The 25,707-nt window shown below is 37.7% G+C and carries 35 protein-coding genes; all 35 read left to right on the top strand.

Annotated elements, in window-relative coordinates; translation table 11 throughout:
- Nucleotides 1-193: 193 nt before the first annotated feature.
- The gene (locus H131_RS24805) at nt 194-337 is read left to right on the top strand and encodes a hypothetical protein (RefSeq protein ID WP_155242526.1); all 144 of its coding nucleotides are present in this window, start codon (nt 194-196) and stop codon (nt 335-337) included.
- Nucleotides 338-1,079: 742 nt separating this feature from the next.
- Nucleotides 1,080-1,598, top strand: a complete 519-nt coding sequence (locus tag H131_RS21690) for a hypothetical protein (protein ID WP_010861284.1) — start codon at nt 1,080-1,082, stop codon at nt 1,596-1,598.
- Between the two features lie 337 nt (nt 1,599-1,935).
- Nucleotides 1,936-2,121 (top strand): hypothetical protein, encoded by a 186-nt coding sequence (locus H131_RS21685; protein WP_010861283.1) that lies wholly within the window; start codon nt 1,936-1,938, stop codon nt 2,119-2,121.
- Between the two features lie 163 nt (nt 2,122-2,284).
- The gene (locus H131_RS21680) at nt 2,285-2,707 is read left to right on the top strand and encodes a hypothetical protein (RefSeq protein WP_010861282.1); all 423 of its coding nucleotides are present in this window, start codon (nt 2,285-2,287) and stop codon (nt 2,705-2,707) included.
- A 96-nt stretch (nt 2,708-2,803) separates the two neighbouring features.
- The gene (locus tag H131_RS25915) at nt 2,804-2,935 is read left to right on the top strand and encodes a hypothetical protein (protein WP_268891061.1); all 132 of its coding nucleotides are present in this window, start codon (nt 2,804-2,806) and stop codon (nt 2,933-2,935) included.
- Nucleotides 2,936-3,141: 206 nt separating this feature from the next.
- Complete coding sequence (locus H131_RS21675; protein WP_010861281.1) at nt 3,142-3,651, top strand: hypothetical protein; 510 nt, start codon at nt 3,142-3,144, stop codon at nt 3,649-3,651.
- Nucleotide 3,652: 1 nt separating this feature from the next.
- Nucleotides 3,653-5,443 carry a phage terminase large subunit family protein gene (locus H131_RS21670; protein ID WP_010861280.1) on the top strand — a complete coding sequence of 597 codons (1,791 nt, stop codon included), beginning with the start codon at nt 3,653-3,655 and terminating at the stop codon, nt 5,441-5,443.
- A gap of 3 nt (nt 5,444-5,446) precedes the next feature.
- Nucleotides 5,447-5,680, top strand: a complete 234-nt coding sequence (locus H131_RS21665) for a DUF6148 family protein (RefSeq protein WP_010861279.1) — start codon at nt 5,447-5,449, stop codon at nt 5,678-5,680.
- A gap of 16 nt (nt 5,681-5,696) precedes the next feature.
- A complete protein-coding gene (locus tag H131_RS21660; protein ID WP_010861278.1) occupies nt 5,697-7,268 on the top strand; it encodes a phage portal protein in 1,572 nt (523 codons plus the stop codon).
- Entirely contained in the window at nt 7,268-8,332 is a 1,065-nt protein-coding gene (locus H131_RS24040; RefSeq protein WP_010861277.1) for a head maturation protease, ClpP-related, read from the top strand. The genes H131_RS21660 and H131_RS24040 overlap by 1 nt, the downstream gene beginning before the upstream one ends.
- A 2-nt stretch (nt 8,333-8,334) precedes the next feature.
- The gene (locus H131_RS21650) at nt 8,335-8,706 is read left to right on the top strand and encodes a head decoration protein (protein ID WP_010861276.1); all 372 of its coding nucleotides are present in this window, start codon (nt 8,335-8,337) and stop codon (nt 8,704-8,706) included.
- A 12-nt stretch (nt 8,707-8,718) separates the two neighbouring features.
- Nucleotides 8,719-9,783 (top strand): major capsid protein, encoded by a 1,065-nt coding sequence (locus tag H131_RS21645; protein ID WP_010861275.1) that lies wholly within the window; start codon nt 8,719-8,721, stop codon nt 9,781-9,783.
- Nucleotides 9,784-9,793: 10 nt separating this feature from the next.
- Nucleotides 9,794-10,162, top strand: a complete 369-nt coding sequence (locus tag H131_RS21640) for a hypothetical protein (protein WP_010861274.1) — start codon at nt 9,794-9,796, stop codon at nt 10,160-10,162.
- 14 nt (nt 10,163-10,176) lie between these two features.
- A complete protein-coding gene (locus H131_RS21635; protein ID WP_010861273.1) occupies nt 10,177-10,506 on the top strand; it encodes a hypothetical protein in 330 nt (109 codons plus the stop codon).
- Nucleotides 10,507-10,514: 8 nt separating this feature from the next.
- The gene (locus H131_RS21630) at nt 10,515-11,063 is read left to right on the top strand and encodes a phage tail protein (protein WP_010861272.1); all 549 of its coding nucleotides are present in this window, start codon (nt 10,515-10,517) and stop codon (nt 11,061-11,063) included.
- Nucleotides 11,064-11,067: 4 nt separating this feature from the next.
- The gene (locus H131_RS21625) at nt 11,068-11,562 is read left to right on the top strand and encodes a hypothetical protein (RefSeq protein ID WP_010861271.1); all 495 of its coding nucleotides are present in this window, start codon (nt 11,068-11,070) and stop codon (nt 11,560-11,562) included.
- Complete coding sequence (locus H131_RS21620) at nt 11,546-11,851, top strand: hypothetical protein (RefSeq protein WP_010861270.1); 306 nt, start codon at nt 11,546-11,548, stop codon at nt 11,849-11,851. The genes H131_RS21625 and H131_RS21620 overlap by 17 nt, the downstream gene beginning before the upstream one ends.
- 1 nt (nt 11,852) lies before the next feature.
- The gene (locus tag H131_RS21615; RefSeq protein ID WP_010861269.1) at nt 11,853-13,292 is read left to right on the top strand and encodes a phage tail sheath family protein; all 1,440 of its coding nucleotides are present in this window, start codon (nt 11,853-11,855) and stop codon (nt 13,290-13,292) included.
- Nucleotides 13,293-13,304: 12 nt separating this feature from the next.
- Nucleotides 13,305-13,826 carry a phage major tail tube protein gene (locus H131_RS21610; RefSeq protein ID WP_010861268.1) on the top strand — a complete coding sequence of 174 codons (522 nt, stop codon included), beginning with the start codon at nt 13,305-13,307 and terminating at the stop codon, nt 13,824-13,826.
- A gap of 21 nt (nt 13,827-13,847) precedes the next feature.
- On the top strand, nt 13,848-14,180 hold the full coding sequence (locus tag H131_RS21605; RefSeq protein WP_010861267.1) for a phage tail assembly protein: 333 nt from the start codon (nt 13,848-13,850) through the stop codon (nt 14,178-14,180).
- A gap of 26 nt (nt 14,181-14,206) precedes the next feature.
- A complete protein-coding gene (locus tag H131_RS25910; RefSeq protein WP_268891060.1) occupies nt 14,207-14,341 on the top strand; it encodes a hypothetical protein in 135 nt (44 codons plus the stop codon).
- A complete protein-coding gene (locus tag H131_RS23290) occupies nt 14,334-17,066 on the top strand; it encodes a phage tail tape measure protein (protein WP_010861266.1) in 2,733 nt (910 codons plus the stop codon). The genes H131_RS25910 and H131_RS23290 overlap by 8 nt, the downstream gene beginning before the upstream one ends.
- Nucleotides 17,059-17,274: a tail protein X gene (locus H131_RS21595; protein ID WP_010861265.1), complete on the top strand. Its 216-nt coding sequence runs from the start codon at nt 17,059-17,061 to the stop codon at nt 17,272-17,274. Before H131_RS23290 ends, H131_RS21595 begins: the two co-directional genes overlap by 8 nt.
- Nucleotides 17,271-18,290, top strand: a complete 1,020-nt coding sequence (locus H131_RS21590) for a phage late control D family protein (protein ID WP_010861264.1) — start codon at nt 17,271-17,273, stop codon at nt 18,288-18,290. The genes H131_RS21595 and H131_RS21590 overlap by 4 nt, the downstream gene beginning before the upstream one ends.
- Entirely contained in the window at nt 18,290-18,706 is a 417-nt protein-coding gene (locus H131_RS21585) for a phage baseplate assembly protein V (RefSeq protein ID WP_010861263.1), read from the top strand. The genes H131_RS21590 and H131_RS21585 overlap by 1 nt, the downstream gene beginning before the upstream one ends.
- Nucleotides 18,707-18,721: 15 nt before the next feature.
- The gene (locus H131_RS23285) at nt 18,722-19,381 is read left to right on the top strand and encodes a phage tail protein (protein ID WP_010861262.1); all 660 of its coding nucleotides are present in this window, start codon (nt 18,722-18,724) and stop codon (nt 19,379-19,381) included.
- A gap of 4 nt (nt 19,382-19,385) precedes the next feature.
- A complete protein-coding gene (locus H131_RS21575) occupies nt 19,386-19,694 on the top strand; it encodes a GPW/gp25 family protein (RefSeq protein WP_010861261.1) in 309 nt (102 codons plus the stop codon).
- Nucleotides 19,681-20,796: a baseplate assembly protein gene (locus H131_RS21570; RefSeq protein WP_010861260.1), complete on the top strand. Its 1,116-nt coding sequence runs from the start codon at nt 19,681-19,683 to the stop codon at nt 20,794-20,796. Before H131_RS21575 ends, H131_RS21570 begins: the two co-directional genes overlap by 14 nt.
- The gene (locus H131_RS23280) at nt 20,789-21,469 is read left to right on the top strand and encodes a phage tail protein I (protein WP_010861259.1); all 681 of its coding nucleotides are present in this window, start codon (nt 20,789-20,791) and stop codon (nt 21,467-21,469) included. The genes H131_RS21570 and H131_RS23280 overlap by 8 nt, the downstream gene beginning before the upstream one ends.
- Complete coding sequence (locus H131_RS21560) at nt 21,463-21,765, top strand: hypothetical protein (RefSeq protein ID WP_010861258.1); 303 nt, start codon at nt 21,463-21,465, stop codon at nt 21,763-21,765. The genes H131_RS23280 and H131_RS21560 overlap by 7 nt, the downstream gene beginning before the upstream one ends.
- On the top strand, nt 21,762-22,406 hold the full coding sequence (locus H131_RS21555) for a hypothetical protein (RefSeq protein ID WP_010861257.1): 645 nt from the start codon (nt 21,762-21,764) through the stop codon (nt 22,404-22,406). Before H131_RS21560 ends, H131_RS21555 begins: the two co-directional genes overlap by 4 nt.
- Nucleotide 22,407: 1 nt before the next feature.
- Nucleotides 22,408-24,819, top strand: coding sequence for a hypothetical protein (locus H131_RS21550; protein WP_010861256.1), 2,412 nt, complete (start codon nt 22,408-22,410; stop codon nt 24,817-24,819).
- Entirely contained in the window at nt 24,819-25,040 is a 222-nt protein-coding gene (locus tag H131_RS23275; protein WP_010861255.1) for an XkdW family protein, read from the top strand. Before H131_RS21550 ends, H131_RS23275 begins: the two co-directional genes overlap by 1 nt.
- Nucleotides 25,037-25,195, top strand: a complete 159-nt coding sequence (locus tag H131_RS21540) for an XkdX family protein (protein WP_419185172.1) — start codon at nt 25,037-25,039, stop codon at nt 25,193-25,195. Before H131_RS23275 ends, H131_RS21540 begins: the two co-directional genes overlap by 4 nt.
- Nucleotides 25,196-25,272: 77 nt before the next feature.
- Nucleotides 25,273-25,638, top strand: coding sequence for a hypothetical protein (locus H131_RS21535; RefSeq protein WP_010861253.1), 366 nt, complete (start codon nt 25,273-25,275; stop codon nt 25,636-25,638).
- Nucleotides 25,639-25,707 lie beyond the last annotated feature (69 nt).

The following is a 25,707-nucleotide window of genomic DNA, read 5'->3' as shown; positions in this document are numbered from 1 at the left end:
ACTTCCTTCCTTTTTTTCGCCATTTTCAAGGATAGTATGTGTGAAATCAGAAATATAATTCATAAAAAAACAATTTTACTGAACACTATGAGAAGTATTGAATGTAGAGTTCCCTTTTAAAATAGGTAAACGATCTTACCAGTATAAATCACGCTAAAAGGGGCAATTTATGATTTAGTTGGAGGTGAGAATTTTGTCAAAAGAAAAGCAAAAGAATGAATTAGAGCAAGAGGAATTTGGCATGGAATTTAATCTTGAAGAATTAGAAGTAAAAGAAGAAAAAGAACAAAAAGAGCAAAAGAAGGAACAACAATTTAATAATAAAGAAAAAAAGTAAGATGAAATTAATTACCACAATCTTCGGTTTGTGGTAATTAATTTAAAAAAGCCATAAACGGCGAGGTCGTTATGGCTTCGAAAAGTATGTGAGAAAAATCTCATGACCTATTTATCTTTACCGGTTTCAATTGAATTTATACTTAAAATTTAAAAAAATAAAAAGGATCACTTCCAATTTAGAAAGCGACCAAAATAATTATATGGAAGTGTGCTTCTACTTAGAAGTGAATAAAAGGATAAAATGAAATGAGGATACTTCTATATTATGCGTATCAAGTGAGTTACTACTATGTGTATGACACTTAAAATTAAAAAGTAGTTTGTGATTGTGTGTGAAAATATTCTGTTTATAAAAGAATTAAAGTTGTAAATTACTGATGACACTAACATAGTACGTTTGCTAATCAGGTACACTTGGGCATTTGACGTGTAAATAAAAAAACTGCATTGTGTAGACGCTGCTGCGCAATATGAGGAAATTATAAAAGGGTCACTGTGGCATCATCAGTGACCCTCAAAAATGGAGGTATAAAGCCAAATGGATTAGCTTTATACACTACTATTTTATGATGTGATATTCATTTTTTGGGTGTTTGTCTGTGAAGATGAAAGTACTTGTTAAACAACCTGAGGAATTTGTAAATAAAAAAAGGATCACTTCCGATTTAGAAAGCGACCAAAATAAATATATGGGGGCGTGCTTTTATTTGGAAGTGCATGAATGAAGCGGGGGTATAAAAATGAATAGTCTGGAACAAGAGCAAATAGCTGCAATAGCTGAGGTAGTGATTGAGAAATTTAATGAGTTGCAGGAAGAAGAACAAACTAAAAAAATAGATAGAAGACTGTTTAATACCAAGATATTACTAAAGCATTATCGTAATTTTAAAGCTCGTTGTGAAAAATTAAAAGAAGACAATAAATTAGAGGTAGAAGAAGACCCGTTTATTGACATTGGAGGGCAATACCTTTCAATCGAATCATTAACTCGTAGTAGTGCGAGAACATTAAACCTCATGCGATTTATTGATAAAATGATAGAGTTCTATAAAAGTGATTGTGAGCGTCAAGGTAAGGGGGCTATACGAAAACACGAAACGATAATGCATTACTACATCTACGATGAGAAAAAGACATATGCTGATATAGCGGAGTTATTTGATGTCGATGAACGGACTGTTAGAAGAGATTTAAAAGAAGCGGTATATGCTTTATCAGTATTGATTTTTGGCGTGGATGGATTGCGTATACAGTTGTAAATGTCAAAAACGTGCCCTTTTATGTGCAATTCGAATAATTTATAGTGTAAATGTAGAGTAATTGGATTTACTTTACATCCGTAGTCTTCCAACTCGACATGAAAAGTCCTGTTTTAAACAGGCAATAAAACTAAATAGACGTTTGCTGAAACGTCAACACTACAGAGTCACATCTAATCGGGTGTGGCTTTTTAATATGCCTTTAGAGGTCTGGATTTATATGCCAGAAGTGCAAAGGGGCTTCGATTGATACTTGTTGGAATGGACTGAATAAAGCCTATTCAAGGTGGCGATGATTAAAAAGAAAAGTGAATAATCAGATTTGGAGTGAGTAAATATGAAATTTTCGGTTGATTTATTAGGAGAATCAAAAATGGAAAAAATAGAGGAACTAGAGCGTACTAATAGTGAAATGGAAAAATGCAACCATCAACTTTCAAAATTGAACAAGAAAAAAGAAAAGCTTGAAAGAGAGATATCTGATATAGATGAGGCAATATCTAAACTCGAAGGTAGTAAGTAACATGGTATTACAACCAGTATTGATGTCATTAAAAACGAACCAATAGAATAGACACGTATCAAATCACATCTAACCAGGTGTGGCTTTTTATTATGTTTCATATTTCAAGTAGTGACATACATTTTCACTAATACTATGATTAGTGTGGATGGAGGTGCAAACGATGAATATTGTGAATACGGACAATAGAAAACTATCACTGATTTGGGAAGATATTTTGATGGAGCACGGTGGAGAGGAAACTGTGAATAATTTTAAAAATGAATACTCTAATTACTGTATTGAAAAATTATTGGAATTAGCCTCACTTTTTCTGGAATTAAAAACAGAGAATCATCCTTGTAAACACCAAATTATAATTGGAAATTATTTAGAAAGAGATGAGTATACTGTTGTTTATGAAAGTAACGAAATTGATTATCAAGAATTACTAATCGCATTAGTTACTTTAATGCGATTAATTAATATTGAAAAAAGACCTTATCTAATAATCGAATTAGCGCACGCATTACGAAAAATGGATAGAGAAGTCTCAGACCGTTTTGTTAAAGATATTGCTGGAAGAGTGCATAGGGAGTATAGATAGATTTTTAAGCATCTCAAATGAGGTGCTTTTTATTATGCCTTTAGAGGGTCTGGTTCACTATGCACCAGAGCTATTTAAATTGTGGAGGGATAAACAATGAAAGAATACATTGATGAGTTCAAGGAGTTACAAGGGGCTGCTAAGAGATTAGGTGCAACCACAAGTAAGAGTGCTAATGATGTAGCTGATGCCTTAACGGAGTTGGGAAGAGCGGGGGAAGCGAACTAATTATAGGAAAACATTAGGTTCTTCTGGGGTTTTAAAAGCATGCGGGGCTTGCGAGCCCCAAAAGTGGTCTATTTTTATTTTAAAAATTTTACTTTCGCTTTCGCTTGTGGGAGATGAAAGTTACAACTCTAGAAGAAATCCTTCATCTAATGCTTTGAAAAATGAAGCAAGGATATATGTAAAAAAGCGAAAGTGAGGTGTGAGATATGACAAAATCTAAAGCGAAAGTAGATGACCTTGCTACTTTGGAAATTGGAACAAGCGAATTTGCAAAATTAGTGGGGAAAACGCCGCAATGGATTCGTCAGTTAACACGTGATGGTGTACTCACACAATGCGGCCGTGGAAAATACAATATGGCTGAAAATATACTTTCATATATTGAGCATGCTTCAGGTGGTAAAGAGGAAGACGGGAAACCACGTCATGTTGATGTTAAAACTGAGCATGAAATTTTAAAGAAAGAAAAAACAGAATTACAAGTGCGGCAATTACGAGGACAATTACACGAGGCAGAGGATGTCCGCCTGGTAATGGGTGATATGATTTTAAGCGCTAAATCGAAATTATTGTCATTGCCAACACGGATTAGCTCACAGTTGGATGGTGAATCAGCTAAAACGATTGAACAAATTTTAAATCAAGAAATCGCAGATTCATTGAGCGTTTTAGTAGATTATTCGCCTAAAATTTTTGAAAAAGAAAGTAGCGAATAAGTTGGTTGCAGAAAAAACAATCGATTTATTTAAAGATTTAGCGCAACTGTGGTCCCCACGTCCTAATTTAACAGTTTCTGAGTGGGCTGATAATTATCGTATTTTAACTTCTGATACATCTGCTGAGCCAGGTCCTTGGCGTACAAGTCGTGCACCATATATGCGAGAGATTATGAATTGTATTACAGATTCAAACATTGAAGAAGTAGCAATTATGGCATCTGCCCAGGTTGGTAAAACAGAGTTTATGTTGAATATGGTTGGTTATCACATTGATTATGATCCTTGTCCAATTATGTTCATGCTGCCAAACAAAAAATTAATTCGATATTTTTCAACAACAAGGCTCTCTACAATGATTCAAGCAAGTGATGCGTTACGTAATAAAGTAGCAAAAAACGCAGGTAACACAATCGATGAAAAAGCCTTTTTGGGTGGTTCAATTGCGATTGTTGGTGCAAATGCAGCTAAATCTTTATCAAGTAGACCAATTCGAATTTTGTTATGTGACGAGGTAGATCGTTATCCAGTGTCCGCTGGTAAAGAAGGAGACCCAATTAATTTAGCAAAAATGCGTACTACCACTTTCCCATCAAACCGAAAGCATGTCTATGTATCGACACCACTTGATAAAGGTACTTCTCGAATTGAGCAGTTGTATGAAGATAGTACGATGGAGCAATGGTCATTTGTTTGTCCGTCATGTGACACATTCCAGCCAATTAAATGGCCACAAATAAAATTCGAGTATCACAAAACTGAGGATAACGAATTTATTGTGGATGAAGTAAATCATGCATGTAGTGAATGTGGCTGTTTACATAGCGAACGTGAATGGAAACGTGCTGAAGGTAAATGGATTGCTCAAAAGAAACATTCACGCCGTCGTGGGTTTCATTTGAACCAATTTGCGAGTCCGTGGGTAACGTGGGAGAAAATCGCGAGAGATTTTTTAGAAGCGAAACGTGACGGACTGGAAAAGTTGAAAACATGGAAGAACACCGTTTTAGGTGAATCATGGGAAGAACAAGGAACAACGGTCGATGAAGAAATATTATTTGAACGCCGTGAAAAATATGATGCTGAGGTTCCAAGCCCAGTTAAAGTGCTAACTGCTGCTGTCGACGTTCAAGACGATCGATTTGAAATTGAAGTAGTTGGATGGGGAGCTGGTCGAGAGTCATGGGGGATTGAATATCATGTTTTATATGGAGACTTGAAGCGAGAAGAAACATGGCAACAGCTTGACTTATGGCTTCAAAAACGTTGGAGCAAAGCAAATGGTAAGCAGTTTGGTATTGCTTGTACATGCATTGACTCAGGTGGTCACTTCACACAGGAGGTCTATCGTTTTACGAAAGTTCGGGAAGCGCGGCGAATTTATGCTATTAAGGGTGCAAGCGCGGTAAAAGGTGAGTACATTCCACTATTGGCGGGTACATCAAGACCAAAACCATTGAAAACACTGCTTGTTCGTCTTGGTGTTAATGATGGGAAGGCCCGTGTTCTGTCTAGCCTTCAGGTAGATGAACCTGGTCCAAACTATTGCCATTTTCCAAAAGGACAAGGCTATGAACTAAACTATTTTCTTGGTTTAACAGCTGAGAAGTTGGAAACACGTCATGAAAAAGGTAGACCTTATCATGTATGGGTCAAGAAACGTGCTCGGAACGAACCATTTGATTTACGTGTCTATAATACGGCAGCAATCGAAATAGTAAATCCAAACTTTGAAAAAGAATACGCTGGTATTTATGGTGTTAATAAAAAAAGAAAGAGAGTGAGGGGATAACAAATGGCTATTACATTAGAGGAAGCTCAAGAAAATCTAAGGATTTGGTTAGAAGCTGAGCGTGCTATTGCCAATGCTCAAAGTTATACAATAAGTAATCGTAGCTTAACAAAGGCCAATTTATCTGAAGTAGCTAAACGAATTGCCTATTGGGAAAATAAAGTTACTGAGCTTGAAATGACTAATAAAGGTAAGCGGATGCGAAGAACAAAACAATTTATTCCGCGGGATTGTTAAAAGGTAGGTGAGAATAATGAATAAATTCCAACAAGGTGTAAACAAAGTTAAAGACTTTATAGGTGGCCGAAGAGGAAACGCTACTTTAAAAAATGGACCTGTAAATTCTAGTGGCTATGGTAATCATGCTGCAAGTGGTACAAAACGTTCTGTCGTAGGGTGGATAAGCTCTTTAGGTGATCCAATAGATGATATTGAACGCAATGTTGAAACAATGCGTGAACGTTCCAGAGATTTATATATGGGTGCACCTATCGCTAGTGGATCATTAAAATCTATAGTAACCAACGTCGTCGGTTATGAGCTGAAATTAAATGCTCAAATTGACGGCGATTTTTTAGGCCTTTCACAAGAAGAAGCGGAAATTATTGAGGATAAAATTGAACGTGAATTTGAATATTGGGCAGATTCTAAGAATTGTGATGCAAACCGAATGTGTGATTTTGGACAGCTGCAACAATTGGCACTTTTATCAACATTGGCTTCAGGAGACTGTTTTGCAATTTTACCTTACAAAAAACGGGTTGGATCACTTTATGAACTTACGGTGAAATTAATTGAAGCTGATAGAGTTTGTAATCCAGTAATCAATACATTTACTGAAGAACGGTTGATAAATGGTGTAGAGATAGATTCTACAGGTGAAGTTATTGCCTATCATATTGCAGATAAACATCCAAATAGCTCTTTGACCGGTCAAAATAATTGGAAACGAATCGAAAAATATGGACAGCTTAGTGGACGATTAAATGTCATTCACCTATTAGATATTGAACGTCCCGAACAACGTCGGGGAATACCTGTTTTAGCACCTGTTATCGAATGTTTAAAACAAATTGACCGATATACTGATGCTGAATTAATGGCGGCTGTAATAAGTGGTATGTATTCAGTTTTTATAACAACAGAAGCTTCAGAGCAAGGAGATTTTGGTGGAGGCTTTGGAGAAGAAGAAGACAATTCTGAGGAAGATAATTCAAAAATTAATATAGGAAATGGCTCAGTTACATTTCTTCGTGAGGGAGAAAAAATTCAAGAATCCAATCCTGGTAGACCAAATCCAAATTTCGATGCTTTTACAACATCTATATTTCGTCAAATAGGGGTTGCATTAGAGATACCTTATGAAGTATTAATGAAACATTTTACTTCTTCTTATTCAGCGTCTAGAGGTGCATTACTTGAAGCTTGGAAAATGTTTAAAAAGCGTCGAATATGGTTAGCTAAAAACTTTTGTCAGCCAATTTATGAAGAATTTCTTGCAGAAGCAGTTTTGCAAGGTCGTATTCATGCACCAGGTTTTTTTGATGATCCTTTAATACGGAAGGCATATTGTGGGGCTGAGTGGAATGGACCAACGCAAGGTCAATTAGATCCTAAAAAAGAAGTAGAAGCAGCAATTTTACGTATTGAATCAGGACTGAGTACTCGTACCCGAGAAGCTCAAGAATTAACAGGCACTGACTTCTTCCGTAATCATGAATTAAGGAAACGTGAGGAGCAGTTACGATATGAAGCAGGATTTAATGCACCTGTAAATATAAATATTCAATCTGATAAATCAGAAGAAGGAGGTGAGAAAGAGTAATGAGAGTGGAAATTAAAGGACCTGTTATTAACGATGGTGATCAATGGATCTACGATTATTTTGGTATACCAGCTGTAAGTCCTGGTAAAGTATTGAACTCAATCGACCAAGCCATTAAAAATGGTCAAAAAGAGTTGCAAGTTGTGATAAATAGTGGAGGTGGCTCTGTTTTTAGTGCTTCTGAAATTTACACAGCACTAAAATCTTTTGATGGTACAGTTAATGTCGAAATTGTCGGGGTTGCTGCAAGTGCTGCATCTGTAATTGCAATGGCCGGAACGAATGTTGTCATGTCGCCTACTGCACAAATGATGATTCATAATGCATCAAATGGTGCGCATGGTGATTATCAAGTAATGGATGATAATAGTGAGTTCTTGAAAAATGTAAATGCTTCAATTATCAATTCCTATACTGCAAAAACAGGTAAATCTAGTGATGAACTAAAAATTATGATGGATAAAACAACATGGATGACAGCTCAACAAGCTAAAGAGCATGGTTTTATAGATGCAATTATGTTTGAAAAAGAGGTTGGTGCGGTTGCTGATTTAGGCATTAACAGTGTAATACCTCAAGAAGTCATTGATAAAGTAAGGCAACAAATGGCAAAAGACCCCGCAGTGAATGTTGTAAATCAAGCTAACAATTTAATAAATAAAAATAAAAATAAAGATAATGGAGGAAATGATGTTATGGACTTACAGACGCTACAAAATGAGCATCCAGAACTATTTGAGCAAGTAAAGAATATGGGGTATGAAGAAGGCGTAGAAGCTGAAAACTCTAGAATCAAAGAAATTGAAGATATTGCGGTACCAGGTAATGAAGCGTTAGTTACCGATGCGAAATATAAAAACCGAATTCCAGCTGCACAATTTGCAATTAATGCTTTAAAAGCTCAAAAAGAACAAGCTCAAAACCAATTAACTAATATGAAAAAAGATGCTGCACCATTGAATGATATTCCAGGATCTGCTGCCCCAGTTTCACCTGATCCGAAAGATGAAATGGATAAAGAAGCTGAGGCATTAGGTAATATATTTGTAAAAGGAGGGGAATAAGAATGAAATTAAATGAACAAGTAGGTTCTTACGAGCCAAACAATTTAGTCTATGACACTGCATTTCCCATTCAAGCAGGGTCAGCTAAATTAAAAGGTGGCCAAGGTCTTTTATTACAAGGAACAATCATTGGGAAAAATAGTGAAGGGGAATATTTAGTAGCTAGTTCAACTGCTACTACGCCAATCATTGCAGATGTCATTTTGGCAGATGATGTTGATACAGGTAGCGAACCTGGTAAGTCTGTTTTTGCTGAAACCTATATTTCAGGATCATTTAATTCAGACGCTTTACTTACAGATGGGACAGATAAAGTATCTGTTCATTATGATGTTTTACGCACTAAAGGAATTTATTTAAAGGCTTCAATCTAAGGAGGACTAAACATGCAATTATATAAAACCCTAACAATCTTAAAAGCTATTACTCAAATGCCAAAAGTGCACACATTCTTGCGTGACACTTTTTTTAATTCAGTTGAAACTTTCCCTACTGAAGATGTTCTAATCGATTACACAAAAGGTAAACGCAAAATGGCGCCTTTTGTTGCACCACGCACAGGGGGTGTAACAGTTAAACGTAATGGTTACCGTACTGAAAAGTACACTGCCCCACGTATTGCTCCACAAAAATCATTAACAATTGATGATATTACAAAGCGAATGGCTGGAGAAAGTGTAGTTAGTATAAAAACACCTGCCCAACGAGCACGTGAGCTTTTAGCAAATGATTTAATCGAATTAAATGAAATGATTAGCCGTCGTGAGGAGTGGCTTGCAGCTCAAACATTGATTAACGGTAAAGTTATCATGAAGGGTTACACTGGCGAAGGTCCGGATAGTTATGTGGAACAAGAACTTGATTTTAACTTTACTCAAGGTGTCACTTTATCAGGTACTGACAAGTGGGATAACTATACTAAAAACTCTGAGGGAGAATATGTTTCAAATCCGTACCAAGATATTAAAGAGTGGCGAAAAGAAGTAACAAAAAAATCAGGTGTAGCACCTGACACATTAATTCTTGGAGAAAATGCAGAAAAAGCATTTATAAACCATCCAATTATTAAAGAAATGTTTGATAAAAAGAATATGAACTTCGGTAATATTGAGCCTAGTATTAAAAGTGATGCTGTAACTTTCATCGGTAAGTTGCCAGGATTAGGCGTTGAAATCTATACTTATGACGACTGGTATTTAGATGATAATGAAGAAGAAAAACCATATATCCCTGTTGATACAGTTATTCTAGCAAAGAAAAATTTCGCAGGCTTCGCATATGGTGCTATTACTCAGATGGAGAAAAATGATGAGTTTATGACTTATGAAGGTGAGCGTGTTCCTAAAATCTGGGCAGACCATCAGAATGAGCAAAAAATGGTTCGCCTTGCATCTCGTCCTATTCCAAAGCCAGGTAATGTAGATGCATGGTTAACATCAAAAGTAGTGTAGGAGGGTTTGTATGAAAGGGTATCAAGTGTTATCTTCTTTACGCCATAACAGCAGACGTTATGATTTAGGCGATTTTCTTGAAGAATCGGCTATAACGGAAAAAGAAAGTGCTAGGCTTTTACAGTTAGGTGTTGTTACATCTGTTGTAAAAGAGGATGCTGCAGTAATTCCAGCTATTAAAGAATCAATTGAAACTAATGGACTGGAAGAAGAGCCTATTGAAAAGACATTGGATCTTAATTTTGATTTAGATGAATTAAAAGAAGGCGCTAAAAATCAAGGTTTAGAATGGAAGGGCAATATTAGTAAGCCGAACATTATTTCATTAATTGTGAAGAATGATAAAACGACATACTTCTTAGATCAACTAGAGGACTAAGGGAGTGAAGAAATATGAATTTTAAGGAGACATTAGAAGCAGATCTTTCTAGTGTTTTTTTTAATGTCGATGAAATGGCAGCAGAACATGTATTGGATGGAAATGAGTTAACTCTAGTTGTCGTAGACAGTAGCTTAGAAGAAATAAACGGTTTTAGTCGGGATCAACTAGATGCCTCCCAAGAAATGTTTAAAAGCTATAAAACAATTTACGTGAAAAGCAGTGAGTTTTACATCCCTAAAATCGACAGTCTCTTAGAACTTGATGGTGAAGAATATTACGTTGAACAAGCTGGCGAGGAAATGGGTATTATCCGAATTTTAGTTTATGCCAATGAGAGTTAGGTGTTTATATGATTGAGATTAATATGCACCACGCTGAAGAGTTGGAAAGATTGTTTTCGAGAACACCAAAAGAGGCGCGAAAAGTTATTGCTAGAGCTGTTAATAGGTCTGCTGTTTCTGCACGAGCAAAGGCTAGTCAAGAAATAAGATCGAAATATATTATTCGAGCTTCTGATGTAAAAAGTGCTATTAAGTTAGATAAGGCGAATCCAAGTAAACTATCAGCACAAGTGCGAGCTAGTGGTCCTGTAATCCCGTTAATGAAATTTGATGTAACACCTACGAAGCCCAATGATATGAAAGTTCGAGCCCGTGTCAAAAAAGGTGGAGGCAGAAAAACAATACAACGTGGATTTGTTGCTAATATGGGTAATTCACATACTAATATATTTAAACGCGTTGGTGATAGACGACTACCGATAAAAGGCCTATACGGCCCTTCTATAGCGCAAATGATGGGTGAGGCTACAATAATAGCAAATGTTACAAACCATGCACAAGAAACGCTAGACAGGCGTCTTATGCATGAATTGAATCGATTACTATACGGAGGATAAGCAAATGGACTCTTTAAACATTACAGACGAAATAGTCTCTTTTTTGACTGATGCATTGGCCGAAACGCAACTGCAAACAAAAGATGAAAATGTATGTAAATCACCAGCTGTATATGATGGCTATTTACCACCGAAAAAGAATACTAGACGTGGTGAAGAGGATAAGGAACAGGACTATTACCCATTTGTAATTGTCCGTTTTTTATTTGAACAAGATGCTTTATATAAACAAAATACAATGAAATTTAAGTTTTTAATTGGTACGTATAGCAAAGATGAGCGCCAAGGTTGGCGAGATACATTACTGGTTATGAATCGTATTAAGTTTGCTTTGAAGGAAGCTCAAACTATTGGGCCTGCAGATCTTACAGGTGAAATAGAATCAGCTTTATTTGAGGAGCAAATGAAACCAATGTGGCATGGAGTCATGGAAGTAGACTTTTTAACGCCACAAGTTCAATGGAATGGGAGTGTAGCAGGAGATGGCATCGACTATTAAAGAACAACAAGCATCTGTAGAACAAGTTAAACAAGTAATTACAGATAGTATTAAACATGAAATCCTGATGTATGTTGGTCCAACAGTTAAAGGGTTACAACGATTTAGTTCATTTGTGGGGGGCTATCCAAAGCATTTCAAAGAGCATCTGGAACAATCACCAGCGTTTAAGAAAATGTTTATTACGCCAGAGAAGCTAACAGAGTTTCAAAATGGTTTGTTAGATGCTAACTCAGTGGAATCTATATTTTTTAAAAAGACAGAAGAATACTTTAGTGAGGTGAAATAAAATGGCACGACATGGATCAAGAGTAACCGAAAAGCCAAGTTCACTATCTGCACCAGTCGTAGCTACAGCAACCCTTCCGGTTGTTTTTGGTACAGCACCGATTAATCTAGCAGAAACGTTAGAAAACGTGAATAAGCCTGTGTTAGCCTATTCGTTCGACGAGTATGCAAAAGCGCTAGGATATTCTGACGACTGGAAAAACTATACGCTGGGTGAAATGGCGGATCTAGCTTTCAGACAATTTAACATAGGACCGGTGGTTTTTGTTAACGTTTTGGATGCAGAAACACACAAAGCAAACAAAGAAGAAACTATTGATGTAGTTAATAAAAAAGGTGTTATTGAAACTACAGGCATCTTATTAAAAACTTTAGTTGTTAGTAATAACGATACTGCATTGAAAGGTGATCAAGACTATATTGCATCGTTTAATGAAAATGGGCAGGTAGTCATTGCGTTATTAACTGATAATGTACAGCAGCTAAAAGTAAAATATGATCATTTAACACCTGAAGCAATCAAAAATAACCATATTATTGGTGGGTATGACATTGCTACAGGAAAAAGCACAGGTTTAGAGCTATTAAATAATGTGTTTCCTAAGCTTAGTATGGTACCAGGTCTTGTGCTTGCTCCTAAGTTTTCAAAAGATCCAACAGTTGCAGCTGTGATGAAAGCTAAGGCTTCATCCATTAATACGTATTTCCGTGCACAGTCACTAGATGATGTAAATACACTTGAAGCCAATACCTATACCAAGGTCAATGAGTGGAAAAATAAAAACAATTATACAGGTGCAAATGAAATTGTTTGTTGGCCACTTGCAGGACTAGGCGACAAAGTGTATCACAAATCTTCTTTAATAGCTGGGCGGATTATGAAAACAGCTTATGATAATGGCGATTTTCCTCATGAATCTCCATCTAATAAACCATTACCAATGACAAAACTGTTAGTGGAAACAGTGGATGGATATGATGAAGTAGATTTATCACCGGATCAAGCTGAATTATTAAATAATCAAGGAATTACAACTGCCATCAACTTTATTGGTGGCTGGCGTGCTTGGGGCAACTACACAGGAGCGTATCCAGGCAATACAGATGTAAAAGATATTTTCATACCCGTTCGTATTACTCACAACTGGCTAGCAAACACAATCATTCTTACAACTTGGAACATGGTAGATGGTCCAATTGGTCCGCGTTTAATCAATAGGGTTAAAGATACGATGGGGATGTGGTTGAACGGTTTACAAAGTGAAGGGGTGTTAATTGGAGGACGTATAGAATTTAGGCAAGAGGATAATCCAAAAACGGATTTACTTAGTGGGAAAATGCGTTTCCGTTATTCAGTGGCAGAACCAACGCCAGCACAGGATATTGAAAATATCTTAGAGTTCGATGCAACTTATTATAATTCACTATTCGTTAGTGAGTAGGAGGTAGAATAAATGCTTTTTCCTGAAAAGTTAAATGAATTCCGGGTCTTTGCTAATGATAAACCTAATTTGTTGGGCGTATCTGACATTGAATTACCGGAATTGAATTCCATGACTGAAACTGTTAATGGCGCCGGGATTTACGGTGAGTATGAAAGTCCAAACTATGGGCACCTAGAATCAATGCAGCTAAAAATTAGCTGGCGTGTTATTACAGATGAATTAACAGACTTTTATAAGCCTGACGGCATCAAAATTGATTGTCGTTTAGTCAATCAACACTTTAATACAAAAACACGCAAACATGAAATTACGCCATCTCGGGTTTTGGTTCATGGTGCTGTAACAAAAAATTCCCTAGGTAAAGTTGAGAAGGGCTCTCCTTATGAAGGATCTTCAGAGGTAGAAATCCATTATATAAAGATAGAAGATAAAGGAAAAGTCCTTTATGAATATGATCGCCATAATTACATTTACAAAGTGGATGATGTAGATTATGGTGAAAAACTTCGAGAATTATTAGGAATACTATAAAACCAAAAGGAGCAGATGAAAATGAGTGAAAAACAAGTGAATGAAAAAGAAGCAGTTGCTGAAAATCCAAATGTGACAATCGTAGTGTTAAAGAGTCCTATCGAAATTGATGGGGCTTTTTTAGATGAAATAAAGTTAGATTTTGGGAAAATGACAGGCGCTGATGTATTAAAAATTGATGAAGAATTAAAAGCAGAAGGTCATACAGAAGGGTTTAACTCCGTTTATAATCAGCAAGTCTTAGTGAGAATTGCTTCTAGAGCATCAGGGATTCTGTCAGATGATTTAGAGAAATTATCAATATTGGATTTTGCAGAAGTAACATTTTCAGCACGAAATTTTTTCTTCCAATAGTAGGTGCAGAAGGTGGAGCTAAAGAAGTGAGAAAGTTACTTCTTTTTTTAGCTTCAAATTCCGGCGGTACCTCCATTGAATATTGGGAAAAAAAGACGTTTATAGTGCTGAAAGATTGGAAGGACGCAATGGACGAAAAAGGAGCTGAAAACGGTGGCTAGAGCTTTTGAACTGACTTTTGAAATCGCTGGTGCCGTTGGTAGATCCTTCAGCAATACTTTTCAAAGGGCTAATACAAATTTAAACGGTTTAAGAAATCGCGCTAGAGAAGTACAACGTGAAATGGATCGATTAGGTCGTGAATATAGACAAGGTAATATTCATCAGTCACAGTATGCAGAAAGTACGGCCAGGTTATCTCGTGAATTAAGGCAATTGGAAGGTAGCCAGCGACGTGTAAGCGCGTTAAAATCTACTTTTTCAAGTGGCATGAATACAGCTAAAACAGTAGCAAGTGTCGGAGCTGTTGGCGTTGCTGCAACTGCTACAGGTGTAGCAATGTCGTCACTTAAAACAGCAGCAAACTTCCAACAGCAAATGTCTAAAGTTTCTGCTATATCTGGTGCAACTGGAGCAGATTTTGAAAAACTGAACGCCGAGGCACAAAATCTTGGTAAGTCGACAGTATTTTCTGCTACTCAAGCAGCAGAGGGTATGGAATACCTTGCATTAGCTGGTTGGAAAACAGATGCAATCATTTCGGCAATGCCTGGCATGCTAAATCTTGCGGCAGCAGGTTCTATGGATTTAGGTCGAGCAGCAGATATAACGAGTGATACGATGCAAGCATTTAGTATGAGCGCAGATAAAGCCGGACATGCTGCAGACGTATTTGCATATGCTCAAGCTAACGCTAATACAAACGTTGAGATGATTGGTGAAGCTATGAAATATGCAGCTCCTACCGCAAATCAATTTAAATGGTCACTCGAAGAAACATCTGCAGCGATGATGGCACTTGCTAACCAAGGTTTGAAGGGTTCGATTGCCGGTCAAGCATTTGCAAGCTCAATGGGTCGATTAGCTGCGGACAAAGGTAAAATAGCGGAAAAAGCAAAAAATTTAGGCATGGAGTTTTTTAATGCTCAAGGAAAAATGAAGTCTCTACCTGGCCTGATAAAAGAGATAGAAAAAGGTACAGCAGGAATGAGTGATAAGCAGCGAGTTAATACGCTACAAACACTATTTGGTGCAGAAGCATTTAAACATTGGGCTATTTTACTTTCGACTGGTTCAGATGAGCTGCAACGAATGACAACTGCAATGGAGAATTCAGACGGAACAGCATCGAAAATGTCAGCAACGATGGTAGATAACTATGCTGGTTCCCTTCAACTTTTAAAGAGTAGTATCGAGGGGGCACAAATCAAGTTTATGACACCTGTCTTACCAGTATTTCAAAAATTTTTTGGTGGTATAACAGGAACCCTTGATAAAAACATGGGAAGTATTGAAAAAGCTGGTGAAGCTACAGCAAAAATCCTTAGTGATATTACTGCACCATTCAGCACCGAAAAGCCAATTAAACCAAAAATTGAACCTAACATGGATCCAGCTGATGCACAAAGAATGATCAATCAATACAACAAAGAACTACAAAAATACGAAATGTTCAACGATATGGGTTTTGGCGAAAAAGTTGAATATATGTTAGACACGGCTATCCAAAAAGCAGAAGCATGGCTAGGCGGTTCAGGTGGAGAAGCAATGGGGCGTATTTTTACGCAATTAGGAACTATTGCAGGGAAGGCATGGATTGCCGGATTAACTGGCGCTGCTAGTGGAGCTGTATCAAGCGCCTTAGAAGGTAATATGAGTGGAGCCTTGGGTTTAGGTGCAGCAGCATGGATGATGGGTGGTGGAACACTTGTTAAAGGAGCTGTTGGTGCTGGTAGATGGGGTATGGAAAAGTTCAATTCCAGACGAGCAACAACTTCACCCCCACCAATCTCACCAAATCCACCCCCTACGCCACCAACACCAGGAAATAATGGTGGCTTCGTAGGACCAAACAGAACAGGTACAATTACTCGATATGGAGGTGGACCAACCCCTCCTCCAGCGCCACCACCAGCTCCAAATCCAACCCCTTCACGTGGAGCTAGAATAATGGGGCAAGTGGGGAAAGTAGGCAAGGTAGCAGGAAATGTAGCAGGAAAGGCTATGCTACCACTTGGCATAGCAATGGAAGGTTACAACGTCTATAAATCAGAAGACAAAGTAAAAGCAACAACAGAAGCAGCAAGTGGAGTCGCTGGAGGACTAGGTGGAGCTAAACTAGGTGCTACTATAGGGTCTTTCATTGCGCCAGGAATTGGCACGGCAATCGGTGGTGTACTAGGAGGTGCGGTAGGTTATTTTGGCGGTAAATGGTTAGGTGGTAAGGCTGTTGATACAGTACGCGGGGGCAGTAGTGCTACTGCAACAAGCGCACCAGCTCCAACACCAACAAATAATGCAGGTGCTGCACCAACACAGCAGTTGGACGTAACAAAATTAAACACTTCTGCAACAGCATTAGCAACTGCTTTAGAGGGTACTAATACATCTCTTACAGCAATAGCTAGCTCATTTACAACGTTACAAACAAGCGCTAGTACAACTGCAGTTAACATGGATAACCTGACTATGTATTCAGGCCAAGTAAGTACAGATCTTGTTACATCGTTTTATTCATTAAAAACGGCAACAGACCTTTCAAACACAAATATGGCCACTTTAGCATCTGCCATTGGACAGGCAACTGGATGGATTACATCAATCCAAGGTATTCAACCAGCTGCTCAAAATGTAATAGCAGCTCTAAATGGTCTCAAGACACGTATCGATAATATACAACTTCCAAGTGCTGGTGGCGCTACACCAAGGAGGACGCAATATGAATAGTTATACAACTATCCAGGGTGATACATGGGATTTAATTGCATACAGGTTGTGGGGGAGCGAATATTTGCTTCCCCTTTTACTTGAAGCTAATTCTAAGTATCGTAATACTATCTTTTTTACAGGTGATGTTGTTTTAAATGTACCTGTAATTGATACAGCTATTTATACGGAACGCCCTAGTTGGCTTGGGGAGAAGGAGGAATTATGACTTTAGCAAGAAGAACAGTGTTAAATGTAACCTATAACAATACTCGATTGACAGACGAATTAGGGGACAATTTAATTGACTGGACATACACAGACAATTTAAGTGGCGAAATAGATGATTTACAGCTTGTTCTACAAGATGCAACTGTCTATTGGATAAATGATTGGTTCCCGTCTAAAGGGTCACTTCTAGAGGTTGAAATAGCACGAAGTCATTGGACTGAGAATGTTGTAAAAACTAAGTTAGGAAAATTCGAAGTAGATGAGCTTAGTGGGGGTGGTCCACCAACAAAAATGACAATCAAGGCATTAGCTGTTCCAGAGTCAAATTCCATACGAGGTCAATACAAATCTAAAGCATGGGAAAAAGCAGCGCTGAAACAAGTTGTAAATGATATTGCTAAAGCCAATCATTTAAAAGTGTTTTGGGAGACAAACGAAAATCCTAAGAAAGATCGCTATGAGCAAGAATCTGAAACTGATTTAGCTTTCTTGCATCGACTATGTAAAGATGAAGGCTTATGTCTCAAACTATCTAATAGTTCCATTGTTGTTTTAGATGAGGAAGATTATGAATCTAAGCTGGCAGTTGACACAATTATCCGTGTAAGTAAAGAAACGTGTAAAATACAGGTCCTTGATTGGCGCTTTAATACAGCCCTCACAGGTGTTTATAAAGATTGTCGTGTACAGTCACATAATGCTGGTAAAAAGAAAACCATAAAAGCAACATTTTCGCCTAAAAAGTCCCCGAAGGTAGGACGTACACTCGTAGTGAAGGAAGAAGTTAAATCAGTAGCAGAAGCTCAAAAACTAGCCAAAAAAAGGCTGAGAGAGGCTAATAAGAACGCCACAACAATTCAATTGAAAGTGATTAGTGAAATGCATATCGATGCTGGAATGACTTTTAATTTAATAGGTTTTGGCCGTCTAAACGGTAAATATATCGTTACGAGAGTAACACACAACAGAAGTGAAATTTCCCTGGATTTACGTAGATGTTTGGAGGGGTATTAATGCGTGTACAAGTTGGCGAAGTAACTACTGCTGATCCCACACAAGGAACAGCTCGTGTCAAAATTGAAGAACAAGACGACAAAGTGTCGGCTCCATTACATGTTTTGTACCGAGGTACATTAAAAAATAAAGACTACTGGATGCCGAAGGTTGGAGAGCGAGTACTTTGCCTTTTCACAAAACAAAGTGAAGGTTTTATTTTAGGTTCATATTATTCGGATGGGACTCCACCACCACGAACCGATCCAGAAAAGCGTTGTATTGAATTTGAAGATGGTAGCTTCATCGAATATGACACTAAAACGCATAAATTACATCTAAATATAGATGGTGAAATAAACATTGAAACAAAAGGTCCCGTAACAGTAAATGGGCAATTACTTTCACCTGGTGGCAACAGCTCGACATCGGAATAAAGGAAGTGATGTAAAATGGCCACAATCGGTAGTTTTGGTGATGTCATTTTTGAAGTGTCTACAGATAAAATACTGACATTCAACGATTTAGAAAAGAAAAGTAGCGCTAAGTGGAATGAACATAGTATTGCTGGGAATAAGGCAAAATTAGAATTTGACGGACCTGGACTAACAGATTTATCTTATAATATTTTATTGCGTGCTGAATTTGGTATTAATCCCATGAAAGAAATGGCCAAGTTAAACAAAATGAATGATAGAGGGGAAGCTCATCATTATATTTTGGGACAAAAGCCAATTATGACAAATAAATTTGTCATAGCAGATATTACAGAAAAGTTGCGAAACATTGATCAAAATGGCAATGTGTTCACTATCGAAGTATCGGTGTCTTTAAAAGAGTATGTTGAGAGCAGGACGCCTGTAAAAAAAACAACGACAAATAGCAAACAAACAAACGCTGCAGGTAATTCGAAAAAATCACTTGGTGCCATGACTATTACTGTAAAATCGGTCCATATACGAAATGGACCAGGTGTGAATTATAAAGTGCTTGGTTATGCCATGAAAAATGATAAATTGACGGTTTATGAAGAAAAGAATGGATGGTACTCGCTTGGCGGTGGCAAATACATTACATCGAATAAATCGTACTCAACGTTAAAGAAAGGGTGATAGCATGTATGTTGTAGAGCCTATGCAAAATATAGATTTTGGAGCGACAGGAGTAGATGAAATACTACAGAATGTCGCTTTTATTATGGCCACAGCTATGATGAGTTGCCCATTAGATCGTGTGTTTGGATGGGATATGACCGTTATTGATGCACCCATTAATATTGCGAAAGCGAGAATAACAGCAAAATTAATCGAAGCAATCAACAAGTTTGAACCACGTGCACTTATTGAGTCTATCGAAGTAACAGGAGATGGATTGGTTGGGAGCTTAAAGCCGAAAGTGAAGGTGAAAATCAATGAGTCGGTTTAATTTACCGGATCTTTATTTTTTAGAGAAGGCACCGGAACAAATTGAAAGCGAAATGTTGTTTCATGTCAGAGGAAAAACAGGACTAACATTACAACGAGCAGATCCAAGACTAAAATTTATTCAGGCTTTGGCTGCATTTGCATCCATAGAACGCAACAAATTAGAACATGGCTTGCGTCAGAATCGCTTATCTTATGCTGAGGATGACATACTCGATCACATGGGTAGCGAATTTTCTACAGAGCGTTTACCTGCAAAATATGCAAGTACTACAATGGCTTTTGTGTTGGAAGAGGATCGTGTAGATGCACTAACAATTCCTGAAGGAACTAGATACCTTGTAGGCGAGATTTATTTTGTTACAACAGAAACCCATGTCATACCGCCTGGTACACACTTGTATGCAGTGGAAGCGACTTGTATGCAACCAGGGGAAATAGGAAACGACTTTTTAGTTGGCGAGATTTCAACATTAGTAGAGCCATTGCCTTATGTAAAATCTATTCAAAATACCACAATAACTAGTGGTGGTGCAAATGAGGAAAGCGACGATGCTTATGCTGAAAGGATTCTACTCGCACCTGAAAGTTTTTCTGTTGCTGGTCCTGAAGGTGCATATATCTATTGGGCAAAGGCAGCTAGTCAAGATATTGTTGATGTCAAAGTAGACTCACCAGTGCCAGGGGAAGTACATTTGTTTATTTTGATGGCCAATGGCCGTTTACCAAGTAATGAAGAACTTGAAATGGTTGAAAAAATTTTAATGAACAAATCAGTCAGACCACTTACAGATAAGGTTCGTACAGATGCACCTTCAGTTATTAACTACACAGTAGAAGTAGAGTATTGGATTGGAAACAAAAGTGCTACAGTGTCACCGATTATTGAAAAACAAGTAAATCAGGCATTTCAAGATTACCTTGTATGGCAGCGTTCCAAAATGGGGCGTGATGTAGATTTTTCAGAGCTTATTGCACGCTTGAAAAAAGAAGGGGCATCGCGTGTATCTGTGAGCTCACCAATGTTTATCGAAATAGCAAATATTGAGGTAGCTATTGAAACTTCAGCTGAAATAATTTTTAAAGGATTAACAAATGACTAGCGATCTTTTAAAATTGTTGCCCCACAGTTTGCGTCAAGATCCTGTACTAGTAGCTATTGCTGAAGCTGCTGAAATTCAACTGAAACAAGCCTATCAGGAAGCAGAGGCAATTTATAATCTAATCAACATCGATAAAATGCCAGAGCAACTTTTAGATCTTTTAGCATTTGAAAAGCATGTTGATTTTTACGAAGTTGATTTACCTGTTGAACAAAAAAGAGAGCTTGTGAAAGCATCGATAAAATGGCATCGAAAGAAAGGCACCAGAGGCGCTGTAGAAGATGTTGTGTCTATTATCTATAAAAATGCACAAGTCTTTGAATGGTTCGAATATGGAGGCGAAGAATATCGCTTTAAAATTGAAGTAGATGAGCCATTCATAGCAAATGAGGACATGAAGCGTTTAAGAAAGATGGTTGATGCAACAAAAAATAAACGCTCATGGCTAGAATATGTGGCTGTGAAGCTGCCACAGACACAGTATATCGAACTTGATTCAACACAGTACCACTATCCAGTATACTTGCCAATCTGTGGCGAATTTGTCTGTGAGGGTATGCCTGGTGTTGGAACAGATAAAACAATTGAAATTGAAATAAAAAATTACACATATCCAGTATATTTGCCGATATGTGGCGAAATTCATGCAAATGAGGTGATGGATATATGGTAACGAGCATTGTAATTGATCGCACACTACAATTTTTAAGAGACATGCCCAAAAAAGCTGTTGTCACAATAGATGGTCAAGAAATCACAAAGTCTTTTCACTCTCAGGAGATTGTCGGGGATATGGTAAAGACTTATGTGTATTTAGATGATGGGCATGGTCATGTATCAACAGTGAAGCTAGTTGATGCACAAGGCATCGAATTAGATCAGTACACAACGTCAATCGAACCAAGTGAGGATGGTTTAATGATTGTCTTTACGCTATCTGTCACGCTGAAAGGAGCTGTACAAGGGTGAGTTTAACAGTCTCTAATAATTATGAACTAATATACTGGAAGGATCGTATTTGGAAAATTGGTCCCGATGGTAAATTGATTCCCCTAACAAATGAAAATGGCGACATTGTAAAGAATCCACTTACTGGCCAACCTGAATATGAATATTTAGAAGATGGTACAAGGGTCAATGCTGCACGGTTAAATCACATGGATAAAGGTATTTATATGGCCCATGACATCATTGTCCAGTTAACAGCTACAATACGCCGGATGCAAATTCAAATGGAGTTAGATGGACGTGTACCAGGTAACAGCGGAACATTTGCTGACACTTTGGATGGCAGCACAAACAAAATCATGTTAGATAAAGCAATGACAGATATTATAGAGGCAGTTGTTATAGGTACAACTACTTTGAAAGTGGCTAGTGTTGATGGTTTCATACCATTTACACAAGTCACTATTTTTGATGATGAACACAGCGAGGATGTAGTAATTACTGAGATTGGCACCGGCACAATTAAAGTACAGGCTCTTAAAAATGCGTACAAAAAAGGTGCTAAAGTAGCTCGTAGTAATGTTCAAATTGATACGGTCAATGCTGAAATGGGTGTCGGTGATTGGCAGACTTACAACGTTGAATTAGTGGAGGTGGTGTAGGATGGTTAAATATTATTACGATAAATACAACACCATAACAACTAAAGAATACAACGATGTAGCACCTTGGGAACCTTCGAGTGACGTTAGGTCGGAATTCCAATCTAACTACCGAGAGATTAAGTTCAATAAATTAACTGGCAACTATGACCCTGTAGGTGGCTATATCGGGTATACAGAAGTTTATATAGGAGACATATCTTACTATCGTTACGAGGGTATTTGGAATGAGTACACTTCGCTAGAACGAGGAACATCCGACTATGCGGTGCAAGTCTCTGTAAGAAAAAAAGATTATAGAAAGAATACGTCTAAAGATATTTACACAAGAGGCACTTTAGTTCAATCAAATGTTGTAGCTGAAAACAATACGTACCCATTAGATGGACGCCATACTGACGGCTTCTGGTATGTAAGAGGTTCGATGGTAAACACTGCACCAACGCAACCTGGAGCATTTACCCAACCCTCAGGCTCGTTAGAAATTGGCGATTCTAAGGTCATTTCATGGGGTGCTTCTACAGACGCAAACAATAATTTATCAAAGTACATTTTAGAAGTAGCAATTAATAATGGATCGTGGACGCAAATTGGTACACCAACAACTAATAGTTACCCTTACACAATTCCAACAGCTACGAGTATTCAATTTCGAGTCAAAGCCCAAGATTCTGGAGGGCTAGAATCAAGTTATCGTACGAGTAGCGTTTATACAGTTACAAAGCCAAAGTATTATTATGCTAAGTATATGACGGTAAGCACGCCCAATTATACTTGGCAAGTTGTATGGGGACCTGAAATCGAGAACCAGGTGGGTACGTTTGCGGGCTACACAGCATACTATTTAAACGGTGACGGGGACATTATACTGAGCGGCACATATATGGATCTTAACTCGGTTAGTGGCCCTACGGGTACTGTATACGCCGACTATAGCAGTAAGGCAATTAAGAGGGTAACAGCTGTCCCAGGTTCTGAATGGTTTCGACAAACAGATGGTACTTCTAAACAAGTACAAACAAGTACGTCCTACTCGCAAGGCGCCCTAGTAGAAAGTAACATTTCCGCCGTGGATGGCACATATCCGGCGAACGGACGCCATACAGACGGTTTTTGGTATGTCCGTGGCTCACGTGTTAGTCAATCTATTGCACCACCAGCACCATTTACAGCACCAACGCAAGGTAAGAAATTTAAACCTAACGAAGTAGCTAACATTGCTTTTGGAGCTTCTAGCGCTGCTAATCTATCACTCTATGAAGTAGATTACAGATACAACAGCACTGGCACATGGACGCAACTAACATACAACAACACGCTTACTCGTAGTTTGACAATTACAACAGATAAAACATTAAAGACGCTTGAATTACGTGTACGTGCTAAAAATACGAGTAATGTGTATTCCGATTATGTACATTCAGAGCCTTTCGACATTGAGCACAACGTTGCTCCTACTGTGTCATTAACTGGCCCATCTGAAAATCAAACGTTGTATGAAAACGACACATTCAATATTGTAGGGACAGCTTTTGATGCAGATCCTGATCAAGCAGTTACAACTTATTACCAAATAGATAGTGAGCTTCGAAAAGTATTAGCTACAAATCTAAGCCAAATGCAGATTGCATTATCTAAGCAGCTTATATTCAAAAGTGGAAAACTTTATGATGGTGAAACGCCAATTACAGGAAGCCTAGCTGATGGGATAGCCCATAAATTAAAGGTTTGGGCCGAGGATAGTGAGAAGGCATCTTCAGCAATTGACGAAAGATCATTTTATGTTGTACCTAACAGAGCACCTTTGCTATCGGTAGATGCTGTTGTACCGTCTGGTGTAGTTGATAACGATAAATTTAAAATTAGTGGTACAGTATCAGATCCAGACGCTAATTCAAGCGTCACAGTAAAAAGGCGAATCAATAATGGTAATAGTACAGAGGTTTATAACGGTCCTGGTGGAGCATGGGAGTTTGATGTATCACTCGCTCAACTAATCGTTGGTCTAAATACGATTGTTGTTGAGGTAGTTGATAACTACGGTGCGAAAGCGAGCAAGACCATAACATTAAATAAAAATGAAGTGAAAACGCCTATTTTGCAATCGGTAGCGAGGTATAAGATAACACCTCCATCCGGAACAGCAAAGGGCGTTTTATTGTTCATAGAACGTGATGAACCACTTGATTTAAAAGTTGAATTATCGATGACTTTAGCTGGTGAACAAGAGCAATACGAAACGCTCACACCTGACAACACAGCGCCAATGCCTAATATGGTGGGCATTGTGGAAGATACGTATTTCTATGAGTCTACAGAGCCAAAAGATAATATCATTTTGAAGTTATTTAGTACACGTCCAGATGCGACTGTAAATCACAAAATTCATTTAATATCGGGGGCTGTTGAGTAATGGCTATGGAGTATAAAAAACGTGTTGAAGATGGCACGCTTAGCGAACCTGTAAAAGTCGGCACAGGGCTCAAACTTGATGAACAAGTAGCATCCCTGGGAGAACAGTTAGCACAAGAGAAAATTAAGGGTATTCAAAAGGATTTACTTATCAATAGTCTTGGCACAACTGTTACACAATTAAAGCTTGAAGTAATGGCATTAAAAGGGGGTGATGCATGATGCAATTCTGGCAAATCGCTTTTATGTATAAATGGGTAACTGCAGCTCAATTACGTTTAGCTGTAAAAACAGAAGCTAATCCTTTCGGAGAAATTTCATCTACAGAATACAAAGAAATTACAGGTCAAGAGTTTAAGACGCTGGCAGAAGCCTAGCGTTATTTTTTAATGTCAAAATTAAGAGGAAATCCTTTCCTTTTGTCGAATGTGTATGATGAAAGGTAGGATGGAAATTGAAAAAAAACTCTTATTATAATTTAGTAGTTGTATTTATATTCTTTTTAATGATTTTGAGTCTTACTGTTCCATGGCTCATTCTTGAATCGCATGATCATAGTGTATCTTCTATTCTAAAAGAATTCGCGATAATAAATATTTCAATAGCTATAGGTTTAATTGCGGCAACAATTGGGGTTGAAAATTCACCGCAAAAGGATAACATGATGTATTTAGCTTTATTACAAATAGCTATTGGAGTGATTTCATATTTTTTAGGTTTATTAGGTGCAGAAATTCTTTCAACTTTATATTTATCATTAAATGGAATATCTATAGGCGCAGCATTAACTAAATATTTAAGGCACTACGAAAAAAAATAGGGAGTAACACTCGAAAAAGTCTTCTACACATTATGTGGAGGGCTTTTTTTATTATGACAAAAGGAAGTG

It is taken from the genome of Lysinibacillus sphaericus OT4b.31 (genome assembly GCF_000392615.1).
GTDB classification, from domain to species: Bacteria; Bacillota; Bacilli; order Bacillales_A; family Planococcaceae; genus Lysinibacillus; species Lysinibacillus sphaericus_B.
The sequence above is the reverse complement of the archived record's forward strand: the minus strand, read 5'-3'. Positions and strand labels throughout refer to the sequence as shown.

What these genes read in the sequence shown, in the direction of transcription:
- H131_RS21690 (WP_010861284.1), top strand. Translation starts at nt 1,080, where the DNA reads ATGAATAGTCTGGAACAAGAGCAAATAGCTGCAATAGCTGAGGTAGTG.
- H131_RS21685 (WP_010861283.1), top strand. Translation starts at nt 1,936, where the DNA reads ATGAAATTTTCGGTTGATTTATTAGGAGAATCAAAAATGGAAAAAATA.
- H131_RS21680 (WP_010861282.1), top strand. Translation starts at nt 2,285, where the DNA reads ATGAATATTGTGAATACGGACAATAGAAAACTATCACTGATTTGGGAA.
- H131_RS25915 (WP_268891061.1), top strand. Translation starts at nt 2,804, where the DNA reads ATGAAAGAATACATTGATGAGTTCAAGGAGTTACAAGGGGCTGCTAAG.
- H131_RS21675 (WP_010861281.1), top strand. Translation starts at nt 3,142, where the DNA reads ATGACAAAATCTAAAGCGAAAGTAGATGACCTTGCTACTTTGGAAATT.
- H131_RS21665 (WP_010861279.1), top strand. Translation starts at nt 5,447, where the DNA reads ATGGCTATTACATTAGAGGAAGCTCAAGAAAATCTAAGGATTTGGTTA.
- H131_RS21660 (WP_010861278.1), top strand. Translation starts at nt 5,697, where the DNA reads ATGAATAAATTCCAACAAGGTGTAAACAAAGTTAAAGACTTTATAGGT.
- H131_RS24040 (WP_010861277.1), top strand. Translation starts at nt 7,268, where the DNA reads ATGAGAGTGGAAATTAAAGGACCTGTTATTAACGATGGTGATCAATGG.
- H131_RS21650 (WP_010861276.1), top strand. Translation starts at nt 8,335, where the DNA reads ATGAAATTAAATGAACAAGTAGGTTCTTACGAGCCAAACAATTTAGTC.
- H131_RS21645 (WP_010861275.1), top strand. Translation starts at nt 8,719, where the DNA reads ATGCAATTATATAAAACCCTAACAATCTTAAAAGCTATTACTCAAATG.
- H131_RS21640 (WP_010861274.1), top strand. Translation starts at nt 9,794, where the DNA reads ATGAAAGGGTATCAAGTGTTATCTTCTTTACGCCATAACAGCAGACGT.
- H131_RS21635 (WP_010861273.1), top strand. Translation starts at nt 10,177, where the DNA reads ATGAATTTTAAGGAGACATTAGAAGCAGATCTTTCTAGTGTTTTTTTT.
- H131_RS21630 (WP_010861272.1), top strand. Translation starts at nt 10,515, where the DNA reads ATGATTGAGATTAATATGCACCACGCTGAAGAGTTGGAAAGATTGTTT.
- H131_RS21625 (WP_010861271.1), top strand. Translation starts at nt 11,068, where the DNA reads ATGGACTCTTTAAACATTACAGACGAAATAGTCTCTTTTTTGACTGAT.
- H131_RS21620 (WP_010861270.1), top strand. Translation starts at nt 11,546, where the DNA reads ATGGCATCGACTATTAAAGAACAACAAGCATCTGTAGAACAAGTTAAA.
- H131_RS21615 (WP_010861269.1), top strand. Translation starts at nt 11,853, where the DNA reads ATGGCACGACATGGATCAAGAGTAACCGAAAAGCCAAGTTCACTATCT.
- H131_RS21610 (WP_010861268.1), top strand. Translation starts at nt 13,305, where the DNA reads ATGCTTTTTCCTGAAAAGTTAAATGAATTCCGGGTCTTTGCTAATGAT.
- H131_RS21605 (WP_010861267.1), top strand. Translation starts at nt 13,848, where the DNA reads ATGAGTGAAAAACAAGTGAATGAAAAAGAAGCAGTTGCTGAAAATCCA.
- H131_RS21595 (WP_010861265.1), top strand. Translation starts at nt 17,059, where the DNA reads ATGAATAGTTATACAACTATCCAGGGTGATACATGGGATTTAATTGCA.
- H131_RS21590 (WP_010861264.1), top strand. Translation starts at nt 17,271, where the DNA reads ATGACTTTAGCAAGAAGAACAGTGTTAAATGTAACCTATAACAATACT.
- H131_RS21585 (WP_010861263.1), top strand. Translation starts at nt 18,290, where the DNA reads ATGCGTGTACAAGTTGGCGAAGTAACTACTGCTGATCCCACACAAGGA.
- H131_RS23285 (WP_010861262.1), top strand. Translation starts at nt 18,722, where the DNA reads ATGGCCACAATCGGTAGTTTTGGTGATGTCATTTTTGAAGTGTCTACA.
- H131_RS21575 (WP_010861261.1), top strand. Translation starts at nt 19,386, where the DNA reads ATGTATGTTGTAGAGCCTATGCAAAATATAGATTTTGGAGCGACAGGA.
- H131_RS21570 (WP_010861260.1), top strand. Translation starts at nt 19,681, where the DNA reads ATGAGTCGGTTTAATTTACCGGATCTTTATTTTTTAGAGAAGGCACCG.
- H131_RS23280 (WP_010861259.1), top strand. Translation starts at nt 20,789, where the DNA reads ATGACTAGCGATCTTTTAAAATTGTTGCCCCACAGTTTGCGTCAAGAT.
- H131_RS21560 (WP_010861258.1), top strand. Translation starts at nt 21,463, where the DNA reads ATGGTAACGAGCATTGTAATTGATCGCACACTACAATTTTTAAGAGAC.
- H131_RS21550 (WP_010861256.1), top strand. Translation starts at nt 22,408, where the DNA reads ATGGTTAAATATTATTACGATAAATACAACACCATAACAACTAAAGAA.
- H131_RS23275 (WP_010861255.1), top strand. Translation starts at nt 24,819, where the DNA reads ATGGCTATGGAGTATAAAAAACGTGTTGAAGATGGCACGCTTAGCGAA.
- H131_RS21540 (WP_419185172.1), top strand. Translation starts at nt 25,037, where the DNA reads ATGATGCAATTCTGGCAAATCGCTTTTATGTATAAATGGGTAACTGCA.